Source organism: Streptomyces sp. NPDC058052 (assembly GCF_042885515.1).
Classification (GTDB): Bacteria; Actinomycetota; Actinomycetes; order Streptomycetales; family Streptomycetaceae; genus Streptomyces.
This window is the reverse complement of sequence record NZ_JBHVRX010000008.1, coordinates 199,727-212,661: the sequence shown is the minus strand read 5'-3', so window position 1 is coordinate 212,661 and position 12,935 is coordinate 199,727. Positions and strand designations below refer to the sequence as shown.

Genomic DNA, 12,935 nt, shown 5'->3' with positions numbered 1-12,935 from the left:
ACCCCGGAGGCACCCTGCCTGTCGTCGAGCGGGGCGCGCCGCGTGGAAACCCCTTGATCGGCACCGGCCCCGGATCGCTAGCATCGGGCGATGCCGACGATCGACACCCTCATACCTGAGGGCGGCGCGCGCGACACCGCCGCCCTGCACGCCTACGACCCCGACGCCTTGGCCGACTACGTGGGGGACGTCCGGAACGACTGGTGGCGCCGTCGGATCTGCGTGCACGCGCTGGCGGGCCGGGTTCCCGAATCCCGGATCCCCGCCCTGCTCGACCGGATCCGGGACGGCGCGGAGACCGGCGAGGTCCGCGTCGCCCTGCTCGACCTCCTCCGCGACCGTGCCGAGCTCCTGCCCTGGCTGCGCCACGAGGACCGGAGCCGCGAGTCCGCGTACCTCGTGCCCGAGACGGTGCTGAAGACGCGGGGCCTGCTCGGCGACCGCACGGCCGCGCGCGAACTGGCCACGCTCGCCTTCTCGCCCTGGCGGCACCGGGAGCAGCTCGGCGAGGCCGGGCTCATCGGTCTGGTCGAGCGGTACGGGGCCGAGGCGATCCTGGCCGAACTCGGCGAGGGCCGGCCCGAGGACCGCGCCTTCGCGGTGTGGATGCGGTACCGGGACGGAGGAGACGTCACCCCGTACCTCGCCGACCCCGACCGGAGCGTCGCCTACGCCGCCCACGAGCTCGCGACGGATCCGGACCGGCTGCGTGCCTATCTCGCCGAGGGGCCGGCCACCGAAGCGGCGGTCTGGGCCGTGTGCGCCCTGCACCGGATCACCGAGGACCGCGAGGAGGCCCGCAGGCTCGACGAGCGCCTCGGCCGCCCCCGGGTGGAGGTCCCGGGGCTGGACGAGGAACCGCGCCGCGCCATCGTCCACGAGTACGCGGCCGGCTGTGAACGCATGAGCGACCCCCGATGGCGACTGGAGGCTCTGTGCACCGAGCCGCCCGCTCGACCCGACGCGCCCGAACAGGCCGCCCGGGCGGCGGCCGTCATCGCCGCGGCCGGTCTCGCGCCGAGGCCGCCGGTGTCGTGCTGGGAGCACGAGAAGCAGGGCGACGGCACGTACTACGTGATCGAGTGCGACGGAGAGGAAGTGCTCGTGAGCACCCTCGGCCGCTTCGTCATGAGCCACGACCACGACCACGCCGCACGGCTTCCCCTGGAGGAGGCCGGCTTCCGCTGGATCGACGGGGAGACCGCGGACACGGAGGTCACCGACCTGGGCGTCTACTACTTCGGCAGTCGTGGGCCCCGTGACGTCGACACGCTGCTCTTCTACTGGCAGGACTGACAACCGGCTGCCGGGCGTCCCGGCATCGGTCACGCGGGGAGCCCGTCCCGCACGGGCCCGTCCGGCCGGACCGCCGACGTCCGGGCGTGGTCCAGGACGCGTCGAAGCCCGTCCACGGAACGCGTTCAAGGCTCGTCCTGTGGACGGGCCTTGAACGCGTCGCACCGTGTTTCCTACGCGCCCGAGGAGATCCTCGGCACCTTGCGCAGCAGCGCTGCCACCAGCACCACCGTCAGCAGCGCGAAGCCCGCGCTCAGCGCGGACGCCGACTGCAGCGCCGTGGTGAAGGACTCCCGCGCCGTCGCCAGCAGCTGCGCGTCCGCCACCGCGCTCGCCGCACCCAGCGACTCCCGTGCCGCGGCCGGCGCGTCGCCCGGGATGCCGTCGCGGTAGACCGCGACCGCCACACTGCCGGTCACCGCGATGCCCAGGGCCAGACCCAGGTCGTACGCCGTCTGGCCGGTCGCCGCCGCGCCCGCCTTCTCCGGGGGAGCGGCGCCGACCGCCAGGGCGGTGCCGAGGACGCTGATCGGGGCCGCGCCGAACATGACCACCGCGAGGCCCAGGGAGGCAGCCGCCACCCCCGAGGCCAGGGCGATCGCCGCGTACCCGGCCAGCGACACCAGCAGGCCGCCGATCAGGACGTACGCCGGACGGAAGCGGCGGGCGAGCGGCGGGGTCAGCTGCGATCCGGCGATCAGGCCCACCGCTCCCGGCAGCAGCCAGAGTCCGGCCTCCAGGGGCGACTGGCCGGCGACGGCCTGGAGGTACTGCGGGACCAGGTACTCCACGCCGTTCAGCGCGGTCATGCCCAGCAGCAGGGTGAGCAGCGCCCCGGTGAAGGCCCGGTCGCGGAAGAGCCGCAGGTCGAGCAGGGGCGCGGTCAGCCGGTTCTGGCGGCGGACGAAGAGCAGCGTGAGGGCCGCACCGCCGGCGAAGGCCGCGGCCGCCTGTGCCGTCGGGCCGTGCGAGGCCACCGACTTCACCCCGTACACCAGGGGCAGGACCGCCAGCAGGAACAGCGCCACACTCGGCACGTCGGTCCGGCCGGCCCCGGGGTCGCGGTACTCCGGCAGCAGCCAGGGCGCCGTGACCAGGGCGACCAGCATGACCGGCAGACCGATCAGGAACACCGAACCCCACCACCAGGACGCCAGGAGCACTCCGCCGACGATCGGGCCGATCGCCAGACCGACCGAGAGCGCCGTCACCCACATCGCGATCGCGGTCGCCCGCTGCCGGGCGTCGGCGAACATATGGCTGATGAGGGCGAGCGTGGAGGGCAGTACGGCGGCGCCCGCCACGCCCAGCAGGGCGCGGGCGGCGATCAGGGTCCCCGCGTTCGGGGCGTACGCGGCGAGCAGCGAGGCCAGCAGGAAGCCGGCCGAGCCCGCCATCAGCAGCCGGCGCCGGCCCAGGCGGTCCCCGAGCGTGCCCATGATGACCAGGGTGCCGGCGGTGAGGAAGCCGTAGATGTCGGTGATCCACAGCAACTGGGCGCTGCTCGGCCGCAGATCGGCGGCCAGGTAGGGGGTGGCGAGCCACAGGACGCCGAGGTCGGCCGTCATCAGGGTGACCGGCAGGAGGAGGACGGCGAGGCCGAGCCACTGGCGGGCGCCGGCCTTCGCGGGCGCGGCCCCGGCGGGGGAGGCGGGCGAGGCGGGAGAGGCGGTGGGCGGTCGTCCGGCGCCGGGGGAGGCGGGGGTGCGGGTGGTGGTCATCGGGGCAGTGCTCCGTTCAGGGATTCCTCGGCGGACTTCAGCAGTTCCCGCACCCGCTGCGGGCGCAGTGCGCGCGGCACCCCCGACAGTTCGGTGCCGTGGACGATCGCGACGGAGGAGTCCTCGATCCCGCAGAACCGGGAGACAGCGAGCCGTAGTTGGAGGTCCAGGACGGCGGAGAGACCCAGTCGTCCGATCTCCTCCTCCGCGTTGCCCATCAGGGCGAGCCAGAGCATGCGCTTCCCCGACAGGCGGGGCTTGCTGCGGCCGTAGGCGAAGCCGTAGTTCCACACCCGGTCGATCCAGCCCTTGAGGACGGCCGGGGGCGCCATCCACCAGACCGGGAAGACGACCACGATGTCGTCGGCGGCCAGGACGCGGTCCATATGGGCGTGGACCTCGGGGGAGTAAGCCTTCTCCCGGTCCTCCCAGTCCGGCTCGTCGGCCGGCCGCAGGACGGGGTCGAAGCCCTCGGCGTACAGATCGAGTGCGTCGACGGTCCCGCCGCCGTCCTTGAGCCGGGCGTGCAGGAGGCCGGTGACCTGGGCGGTCAGGGAGCCGGTGCGGGGGTGGGCGTGGACGAGCAGCGTGTGGCGGGGCATGGCGGAGTCCTTCGGGAAGCTCTGCGGGAGGGTCTGCGGGGAGGCGGGCGGGCACGGTGGGCGGGGCACGGCGCGCCCGTCGTCACAGCCCGAGGCCGGAGCCGCCGCTCGCGTCGATGTTCTGGCCGGTCACCCAGCGCGCGTCGTCCGAGGCGAGGAAGCCGACCACGTCGGCCACGTCCCCCGGCTGGCCGACCCGGTCGAAGACCGAGAAGCCGGCGGCGTGTGCCTTGGCCGCCGGGTCGGCCATCCACGGGTGGATGTCCGTCTCGATCGTGCCGGGCGAGACCGCGTTGACGGTGATGCCGCGGGAGCCGAGGGTCTGGGCGAGGGTCAGGGTCAACACCTCGACCGCGCCCTTGGAGGCGGCGTACGACGTCATACCGGGGAAGGCGACCTTGGTGACGCCGGAGGAGATGTTGATGATCCGGCCGCCGTCCCGCAGCCGGCCGAGGCCGTGCTTGACGATGAAGAACGGCGCCTTGGCGTTGACCGCGAAGACCCGGTCGTAGTCGGCCTCCTCGACCTCGTCGATGGTGCCCGCGCCGGCGATCCCGGCGTTGTTGACCAGGATGTCGACGCCGTCGGCGTGCTCGTCGAAGGCGTTCCAGAGGGCTTCGGCGTCCCCGGGGACGCCCAGTTCGGTGCGGATCGCGAAGGCGGAGCCGCCGGATGCCTCGATCGCGGCGACCGTCTCCTTCGCGGCAGCCTCGTTGGTGGCGTAGTGGACGGCGACGCGCGCGCCGCCGGCGGCCAGTCGCAGGGCGATCGCGCGGCCGATGCCGCGGCTGCCGCCCGTGACGAGCGCGGTCTTGCCGGTGAGGGTGGTGGAGCGGGCCATCGAAGTCTCCTCGGTGGTGTTTCCTGCTGACGGGGAAGACTCTGCGGGAGGGCTGTTCGGGTTCGGCTCGGGTTCTGTTCGGGCCCGGTTCGGGCGGGAGTTACGGTGATCCCATGCGATTCGGGGTGCTGGGGGAGACGGCCGTGTGGACCGAGGACGGGAGGCCCGTCCGGGTTCCCGAACTCAAGGTGCGCGCCCTGCTCGCCTCGCTGCTCGTCGACACGGGCAGGCCCGTCGCCACGCACCGCCTCGTCGACGACCTGTGGGGCGAGGAGCCGCCGGGCAGACCGCTGCGCGCCCTCCAGGCCAAGGTCTCCCAGCTACGACGCGCCCTGGAGGAGGCCGAACCGGGCGGCCGTGACCTGCTGGTGTCCCGCGCCCCCGGCTATCAACTGGTGCCTCCCGAAGGTTCCTTGGACGCGGAGCGGTTCGCCGCGCTCGCCGCCCGTGCCCGCGCCGTACCCGAACCGGAGCGCCGTGCCGCGCTGTTCGCCGAAGCGCTCGACATGTGGCGCGGACCCGCGTTCGCGGACTTCGCGGACGAGCCGTTCACCCGCGCGGCCGCGAACCGCCTGGAGGAGGAGCGGCTCGTCGTCCGCGAGGAGGCGGCGGAGGCGCGCCTCGACGCCGGTGAACACGCCTTGCTCGTAGGAGAGCTGGCGGAGATCGTCGAGCGCCATCCGCTGCGTGAGCGGCTGCGTGCCGTGCAACTGCGCGCGCTCTACCGCTCGGGCCGGCAGAGCGAGGCCCTGGCCGGATACGAGGAGCTGCGCGTCCGTCTCGCCGAGGACCTCGGCCTCGACCCGAGCCCGGAACTGGTCGGGCTCCAGCAGGCGATGCTCCGCCAGGACCCCGCGCTGGAAGCGGTACGGGCGGAGGCATGGGCGACGTCCGGGGGGCCGCCCGTCGCGGCGGCGGCTTCGGCGCCGGACGGAGACGTACGAGAGCCGAACGCGCTCCCCGCCCCGGACGCGGCCTCGGCCCGGGACGCCGGTCGGAGCGGTACAGGTCCGGGCGATACCGGCCGGGGTGATGCCGGTCGGCGTGGTGACGCCGGTCCGGGTTCTGCCGGCCGGGGCGTGGCGCGCGGCAACCTGCCGACGGCCCTCACCGGACTCGTCGGGCGCGACGCGGCCGTCGAGGAGATCCGGAAGCTGCTCGCCGGGCGCCGGCTCGTCACCCTCACCGGACCCGGAGGCGTCGGCAAGACACGGCTCGCCGTGGAGGCCGCCGGGCAGGCGCGACAGCACTTTCCCGACGGCGTCTGGCTGGTCGAACTCGCCGGAGCCCGCGGCAGGCCGGCCGAGGTCGTCGCCGCGGCCCTCCAGCTGCGCGACGACGGGGCGTGGGGCACACGTCCCGAGGCGGGACGGACACCGAGCGGGGCCGAGCGACTGGCCGCCGTCCTGCGCGGCAGACGGATGCTGCTCGTCCTCGACAACTGCGAGCACGTCATCGACGAGGCCGCCGCGCTGGCGGAGCTGCTCCTGCGCACCGTCCCCGGCCTCGTGGTGCTGACGACGAGCCAGGAGCCGCTGGCCCTCGCCGGAGAGACGCTGTGGTCGGTGCCACCGCTCGACCTCCCGGGCGCCGTCGAGCTGTTCACCGCCCGGGCGACCGCCTCGGCGCCCGGATTCGTACCGGACGACTCCCAGCGGGCCGCCGTCGAGGACATCTGCCGGCGCCTCGACGGCGTACCGCTCGCCCTGGAACTGGCCGCCACCCGGGTGCGCGCGCTCGGCGTGCACCGGCTGCTCGAACGGCTCGACGACCGCTTCCGGCTCCTCAGCGCCGGACAGCGGGGTGCCCCCGCCCGGCAGCAGACGCTCCGCGCGGTGATCGACTGGAGCTGGGAGCTGCTGCCCGAACCGGAGCGCCTGGTCCTGCGCCGGCTCGCCGTCCACGCCGAGGGCTGCGCGCTGGACGCGGCGGAGCAGGTCTGCGCGGGCGGCGAGGTCGCGGCCGACGACGTGCTCGACCTCCTGGCCCGGCTGGTGGACCGGTCCCTGGTCGTCGCCGTCGACGGGAAGGACGGGCCGCGCTACCGGCTGCTCGAATCCGTCGCCGCGTACTGCGCCGAGCGGATGGCGGACGCGGGCGAGACCGAAGACGTCCGTGACCGGCACCTGACGTACTACACGCACCTCGCCGAGGCCGCCGAGCCGGAACTCCGCGGCCCCGCACAGCGGGAGTGGCTGACCCGCCTGGACGCCGAGTCCCCGAACCTGCGCGCCGCCCTGGACCGCGCGGCGCGGCGCGGCGACGCCGCACACGCGCTGCGGCTCGTGGACGCGCTGGCCTGGTACTGGGTGCTGCGCGGTCGCCTGGGGGAGGCGGTCCGCTCGACGGCGACCGCCCTGGACACGGCGGGCACCTCCCCCGACCCGGCGCGGGTTCCCGACGCCCTCGCCCGGGTACGGGCCCGGGTCGCCGTCTGGTGGACCGGGCTCACCGTGATGAGCGGCGACGGCACGGACCGCCACCGGCGCATCGCGGACGCGCTCGCCTCCGTCGACGCGGCTCACGGAGGAGGCCCCGCCGCGCTCGCCTGGGCCCGCTGGTTCCTCGCCCACGCGCTCTGCGGCACCGGGAGCCAGAGCGAGGGCGAAGAACTGACGAACGCGGCGCTCGACGGGTACGCGGAGACCGGAGAAGCGTGGGGCGAGGCGGCGGCGCTAGGCGACCGGTCCGTGCAGAGGCTGCTCCGGGGCGACCTGGCGGGTGCCGAGGACGACGCGGCCCGCAGCGCAGCGCTCTTCGCGGCGGTCGGGGACGCGTGCGGAGGGCTGTGGTCCGTGTACCCGCTGGCGGCCGTGGCGGAGATCCGCGGCGCGTACGAGCGGGCGGACGCGCTGAAGCGCGCCGCGCTGGACACCGCCGAGAGCTTCGGGCTCACCACCGAGGTGCCCGACCTGCTGTCCGGCCTCGGCCGGACCGCGCTCCTCAGAGGAGACCTGGAGCAGGCGCGCACGTACCACCAGGCGGGCCGGGAGAAGGCCGTCGAGGCCGGCTTCCGGGCCGGCGAGATCAACGCCGTCCTCGGCCTGGGCCTCGGAGCCCGCCGCGAGGGCCTGCTGGACGAGGCCGAGATCCACCTCCGGGAGGTCCTCGCCTGGCACCGGCTCGTCGGGCTCGACGGCGCCAACGCGCTGATCCTGGCGGAGCTGGGCTTCGCGGCGGAGCTGCGGGGCGACGCGGAAGGGGCCCTCGAACTGCACCGGGAGGGGTACGCGACGGCGCTGGCGACCGGGGACCCGCGGGCGGTGGCGCTGGCGCTGGAGGGCCTGGCCGGAGCCCACGCCCTGGACGGGCACAGGGAAGGCGCGGCCCTGCTGCTGGGCGCGGCGGGGGCGTTGCGGGCGTCGACCGGGGCGCCGCTGCCCCCGGCGGAGCGAGGGGACGTGGAGCGCGTCGAGACGGCCGTCCGCGCAGCCCTGGGGGACGGGGCGTTCCTGGCCGCCCGGGCCCGTGGCGAGGGGCTCGACGCGGAGACGGCCGTCAGGGAGGCGCGCGGGGGTTGAGGGGCGGCGCCCCGCAAGGGCGCGGGCGCAGCGTGAGGAGTGAACCCCGCCCCACCCCTCCCTTCGCCGAAGGTCCCTCCTCAGCCTCCGCGGCGGGCGACCGCCGACGATCCGCGGTGTGGCAGGCAGCTCTACGGAACCGACCGCTCCTCGGTGACGGACTCGGCGCTGTCCGGGTCGAGGATCGCGGTCCACCGACGCCCGTCCAGGGGGGTGCGTCGGTGCCGGATCGCGGCGTCCCGCAGACCCGCCAGTGCCTCGCCGCGGTAGGGGCTCGCGGCCAGGGCGGATTCGGCGACGGCCCGGAGGTCCTCGTCACGGCGGTGTGAGGCCGCCAGGTCGAGGGCCTTCTGCAACACGGCGAGCGGACCGTCCGCCAGCCCGGTCAGCAGGGTCCGCCACTGCGCCGGGTCGGCCGAGGCCGCGAGACGGCTGAGCGGCTTCTGCCACATCCAGCCCAGCCTGGTGACGTGGTGAGGGTCGGGTTCCGTGGACGAGGCCCGGGCCGTGCGCCCGGCGACCATGACGGTCACCGCGACCGCGGCGGCGGGGTCGACCGCGCAGAGGCGCTCGGCCAGGAACCCGGCGCCGGAGTCGTGGATGTCCGCGGTGGTCCGCGCCGCTCGTACCTCGGCGCGGGCGGCGGCGAGCGCCGTGGTGACCGCCTCGGCGTCGGTCAAGGGGGCGAAACGGCAGTGCAGGTAGGACCGCAGCGGGGCGAGGGTCGCCGCCCGGCCGGGGAAGGCTTCGGCGGCCTCCGCCAGGGCGGCGTCCAGGTCAGCCCACTCCGGGTCGCCGGCGCTGCCGATGACGGCGGTCGCCTCGGGCCGGTTCCAGTACCGGAACACCACGGTCGCGCCCGCCCACGCCTTGCCGCCGAGGGTCCTGGCGAGTTCCGCCTGGCGCCTCAGGCCGGGCCGCTCGGCCGCACCCAGGCGCACCAGGTCGCCCCAGAGCCGGAGTGCCGCCGTCTTCGCATCGTTGTCGGGGCAGGGGAGGGTCCTGTCCCACAGATCGGAGCACCATCCGGCGAGGTCGGGGCCGTACCGGGTGAGCACCGCCCGGGCGAGCGTGGCGGAGGGATCGCCAGGCTGGTCGGCGGCGGCCTTGGCGAGCTTGGCCAGCCAGGGGAGGTCGGCCGGCGGGACCTTGTGCCGCACGGCCTCGGCGATCAGGGTGTGGTCGAGTGCGGCGAGGTCGGCGAGCGCGGTATGGACCAGCTTGAGGACATCGCCTCGCGCGGGGCCGTGCCAGGGGGCGTCCTCGTGGTAGCGGGGCCAGTCGTTCCGGCCGCGGACGAGCTGGTCGTGGCGGGCCCGTTCGAGGGAGCGCCACCGCTCCAGGCCCGCGGTGGCCTGGCGGTCACCGGCCGCGGCGAGGGGGACGAGGAGCCGGGTGGCGCTGTTCGGTGCGAGCCAGACGGCGTCCGCACGGGCGTCGCGCCACGGGCTGCCCCCGGCCCTGCCGGACGGCCGGGCCGCCGGAGACCACGGCATGAGGCGTGCCGCGTGGCCGGGGCCGAGCCGGGACAGGCCGGCGACGGCGAACCGGACGGCGGTGCCGGGCGGCCGGGTCCGGGCGGTCGCGGCGAAGTCGGCGAGCCGGTCCGCGCACCACCCTTCGGCGGCGCGCGTGCCCGCTCCCGGACCGGACGGGGCGGGGTCCGTCAGGAGCGGCGGCAGCAGGGCCCGGGCGACCTGGTCGACGCGGTCGGAGCCGCCGCACAGCGCCACCGCCTCGTCCAGCAGACCGCGCACCTCGTCCGGATCGGCCGCGCGCAGTCCCTCGCCGAGCCGGGTCAGGACACCGCGCAGGCGTGGGGGCGGGGCGTCGAAGGGCGTGTCGCCCTCGCGGGCCAGGGCGCGCAGTACGTCGAGCGGCGCCCGGTCGGTGGCGGCGGCCTCGTACCAGTAGGCGTCCAGGATCTCCTGGGCGCTCGCGGTGTCCGCCTCGTCGGCGGGTGGGCGCGCCCCGCCGCGCCTTCCCGGTCCGAGCCGTGCCGCGGTCTCGGCGGCCGTGCGCATCAGCGTCGACCAGCCGGGGAGCAGGCGCCGGCCGTGGATCAGCGGAACGCACTGCAGCACCTGGGCACGGGCACGGTGGTGCTGGGCGAGGGCGAGCAGTTCGCGGATCCGGGCGAGCGCCCAGGCGTCGTGGTGCACGGCGAGGACGGAGACCAGCCGGGCGGCCGGATTGCCGTGACTGGTCGCGCTGTTGCCGTCCAGCCGGACCAGCCAGGACCACAGGCACAGCTCGCCGCCGCACCCGGCCGGCGGCGGATCGTCCGCGCGCGCCGGCCGGGTGAGACAGCCCTGGTGGTCGTCGCACAGCTCGTGCAGCAGTGACCAGACCGCCCCGGACGCCTCCTCGTCGACGCCGCTGAAGCGGGACAGCAGCTCCAGCACCCGCCGGCGCAGCCGGGGGTGGCGGCGCAGCACGTCGGCCAGATCGGCGGTGACCACCTCCGGCCGAGGGTGGCGGCGGGTGGGCAGGATCGCGAGCAGCTCCTCCGCCATGGCCTGCGGTGCCTCATCGCGGAGATACGCCTGGACCCGTTTGCGCTCATGGGCGTAGAGGTGCGGCAGGAAGGCATAGCAGCGCACCGCGATGACCTGAAGATCCACCTCCGTACTGCGCAGCAGCCGCAGGAACAGACCGGTGGCCTCCGTTCGCGCCGTGCCTCTCGACCGCACGCCCTGCACGATGGCCTGTTCGGCGACCGCGGCGCGCAGGAAGTCGTCCGGATGATCCGTCAGATGCGCTTCGAGCGCGCGGTAGTACGACAGTCCCGCGTCGTCCACCAGGCGGGCCACGCAGCGTCCGGCCGCGTACTCGTACAGGGTCTGGTGGAAGAACTGGACCGAGCCACCCGGTTCCCCGGCCCGCACGGCACCCGTACTCGTCGTACGGGTGAGGACGGCACGGTTCTCCAGAACCGCGACGTGCTCGCCCGGGTCGCCCCCGCCCGGCCCGGCGTCCGCCATCGGCAAGCGCTCGGTCAGCTCCACGGCGGGCAGTGCCACCACGCCGTCGTGCAGCATCAGCCGGGCGGTGGCCTGGGCGGGCCAGGACAGGTCCCTGGTGTCGGCCGGGACCAGCTCCTCCTGGCGCAGGTCCTGCGCCACCCGGCGCCGCCAGTACTCGTCGTAGACCAGGCCGGCGTCCATCTCGTCGGTGTCCATGCCCTCGACGTAGACCTGGAGCAGCATCCGCAGCGTCAGGGGCCGTGCGACGACCTCCCGCACGGGCAGGCCCCGTACCGCCGCGCGCAGCAGCGCCGACGCGGTGGACCTCTGGATGTCCGCCGACAGGTAGTGGCGGCAGTAGGTGGTCACGGCCCGCTCGACCTCGCCGTCGAAGCGGAAGTCCTCGACGTGGGTGGAGACGGCGAGCGGCGCGGCTCCGAGAACGTCCTCCAACTGCGAACGGTCGCGGGTGCGGCAGGTCAGAGCCATCGGCACACCCCGGCTCCGGCAGAGCTCGACCACCTGCCGCAGCCGGCCGCGCCCGTCCTCGGCGTGCAGCAGCAGATCGGCGCTGTCCAGCAGGACGACCCGGCCGCGCCGCACCTGAGCCTGGCTGAGGTCGCCGCCGAGCGCCTCCAGCAGCCGCTCGCCTCCCCGCGGATCCAGGAGGTCCTCACCCCGGAAGAAGCAGGGTTTGATCACCGCCCCGCGGCGGCGTTCGGACGACGGGGGGCCGGTGCGCTCACCGGAGGGCTCGGCCGCGGCCTTGCGTCCTCGCAGGGCCGTCGCCAAGAACCACAGCATGCTGGTCTTGCCAGTGCCCGCCTCACCGAGGACCACCTGGACCGGCTGCCCCGGCACGCCCACCGCCGCCTGCTGTTCGAGCAGCCGGGCCAGCGCCTCCTCCTGGCCCCGGACCACGTACACGTCGCTCAGCGACACCCCGTCGGGGCCACCGATGCCGCGGACCTGCTCCAGTGCCGCGGCACTCGCGTCCTCCACGTAGTCGTGGTGCCTCTTCCCGCCGTCGCCGGGCCGGCGGGCCGGGGGCGGGTCGGCGGCCAGAATCGCGGGGGCCCGATCGATCCAGGTGCGCGGCAGCCGGTGGCCGGGACGTCCGAGGGCCAGCACCGCTTCCAGAACCCTCAGCCGGTCCCGGCTCAGCGGCCGGCCGGCGTCCAGGTCCCGGCGGAGGGTGCGGAACGTCTGCTCCATGAACACCGGGGTGCGGTCGGGAGCCGTGCTCCGCCCCCGCTCCCGGTCCTTCTCCATCTGCGCGGCGATCTCGGTACGGAGCCGCTCCCAGACCTGCCGGTCCGTACGGCGCGAGAGCCGGGGGTCCGTGCGATCGGTCGCGGACGATCCGTTGAGCGCGTCGTACAGGTAGGCGAGCGACCGGCGCAGCAGCGCCGCGGGGCTCGTCCGCACCTGGCGCGCCGGCCGGCCGGTGCCCCGCCCGTCGGCTCGGTCTTGACGATCCGTCACTACGCGGCTCCCGGTTCGAAGTGGCGGGCCCAGCCTAGGGCAGCGGCGGACCCCGGACCGGGGGGACCGTGGATGAACCAGACCTCACGCGAGTTGTCCGTCCGGCCTGGTGGCCGCCGCGATTCCGCCCGCGGCCTCGGCCGAGTTCCGGCGCTGCCGCACGCGGCTCCACGGTGGGGTCTCACGCCGGCACAGCCCGGGGTGCGGGCCCGCACCTCACCGACACCCTGGTGAGGTCCGCATGAAGCAGTTCCTGATGTACCTGTTCCACCTCGGCGCGTGGCACCCGTCGCCGGAGGTCTCGCTGGCCCTCCGTGCGGTCGGCGACCTCGTCGGCAACGAGGGAGTCCGTATCTGGGTCCGCTGGACGGCCCGGATCATCTGGACGAAGGCGCTCGCCGTGCTGTCCCGGTTCCGGCGGCGCTGACCCGCGCCCGACCCGGCCGGGGCGCCTGCCGGGCCGCGCGGACGACCCCGGCCGCGCGGCCCGGCACCGAGGCCGC

Annotated in this window: 7 protein-coding genes; 3 read left to right on the top strand and 4 right to left on the bottom strand. The window is 75.2% G+C overall.

Annotated elements, in window-relative coordinates:
- Nucleotides 1-90 precede the first annotated feature (90 nt).
- A complete protein-coding gene (locus ACFVU3_RS14400) occupies nt 91-1,296 on the top strand; it encodes a hypothetical protein (RefSeq protein ID WP_390066201.1) in 1,206 nt (401 codons plus the stop codon).
- Nucleotides 1,297-1,469: 173 nt separating this feature from the next.
- On the opposite strand, the gene ACFVU3_RS14395 is transcribed toward ACFVU3_RS14400, so the two are convergent.
- The 3 genes from ACFVU3_RS14395 to ACFVU3_RS14385 all read right to left on the bottom strand — a co-directional run bounded on the left by ACFVU3_RS14395 (nt 1,470) and on the right by ACFVU3_RS14385 (nt 4,460).
- Entirely contained in the window at nt 1,470-3,017 is a 1,548-nt protein-coding gene (locus ACFVU3_RS14395) for an MFS transporter (RefSeq protein WP_390066200.1), read from the bottom strand.
- Nucleotides 3,014-3,619 (bottom strand): NAD(P)H oxidoreductase, encoded by a 606-nt coding sequence (locus ACFVU3_RS14390; protein ID WP_390066199.1) that lies wholly within the window; start codon nt 3,617-3,619, stop codon nt 3,014-3,016. The genes ACFVU3_RS14395 and ACFVU3_RS14390 overlap by 4 nt, the downstream gene beginning before the upstream one ends.
- 82 nt (nt 3,620-3,701) lie before the next feature.
- Nucleotides 3,702-4,460: an SDR family oxidoreductase gene (locus ACFVU3_RS14385; RefSeq protein WP_390066198.1), complete on the bottom strand. Its 759-nt coding sequence runs from the start codon at nt 4,458-4,460 to the stop codon at nt 3,702-3,704.
- 113 nt (nt 4,461-4,573) lie between these two features.
- On the opposite strand from ACFVU3_RS14385, the gene ACFVU3_RS14380 reads away from it, so the two are divergent.
- Nucleotides 4,574-7,981, top strand: coding sequence for a BTAD domain-containing putative transcriptional regulator (locus tag ACFVU3_RS14380; RefSeq protein WP_390066197.1), 3,408 nt, complete (start codon nt 4,574-4,576; stop codon nt 7,979-7,981).
- Nucleotides 7,982-8,112: 131 nt separating this feature from the next.
- Here ACFVU3_RS14380 and ACFVU3_RS14375 read toward each other — a convergent pair whose 3' ends face one another.
- A complete protein-coding gene (locus ACFVU3_RS14375; RefSeq protein ID WP_390066196.1) occupies nt 8,113-12,432 on the bottom strand; it encodes an NACHT domain-containing protein in 4,320 nt (1,439 codons plus the stop codon).
- A gap of 241 nt (nt 12,433-12,673) precedes the next feature.
- On the opposite strand from ACFVU3_RS14375, the gene ACFVU3_RS14370 reads away from it, so the two are divergent.
- Nucleotides 12,674-12,859: a hypothetical protein gene (locus ACFVU3_RS14370; RefSeq protein WP_390066195.1), complete on the top strand. Its 186-nt coding sequence runs from the start codon at nt 12,674-12,676 to the stop codon at nt 12,857-12,859.
- The last annotated feature ends 76 nt before the right edge of the window (nt 12,860-12,935 follow it).

What these genes read in the sequence shown, in the direction of transcription:
- ACFVU3_RS14400 (WP_390066201.1), top strand. Translation starts at nt 91, where the DNA reads ATGCCGACGATCGACACCCTCATACCTGAGGGCGGCGCGCGCGACACC.
- ACFVU3_RS14395 (WP_390066200.1), bottom strand. Translation starts at nt 3,017, where the DNA reads ATGACCACCACCCGCACCCCCGCCTCCCCCGGCGCCGGACGACCGCCC.
- ACFVU3_RS14390 (WP_390066199.1), bottom strand. Translation starts at nt 3,619, where the DNA reads ATGCCCCGCCACACGCTGCTCGTCCACGCCCACCCCCGCACCGGCTCC.
- ACFVU3_RS14385 (WP_390066198.1), bottom strand. Translation starts at nt 4,460, where the DNA reads ATGGCCCGCTCCACCACCCTCACCGGCAAGACCGCGCTCGTCACGGGC.
- ACFVU3_RS14380 (WP_390066197.1), top strand. Translation starts at nt 4,574, where the DNA reads ATGCGATTCGGGGTGCTGGGGGAGACGGCCGTGTGGACCGAGGACGGG.
- ACFVU3_RS14370 (WP_390066195.1), top strand. Translation starts at nt 12,674, where the DNA reads ATGAAGCAGTTCCTGATGTACCTGTTCCACCTCGGCGCGTGGCACCCG.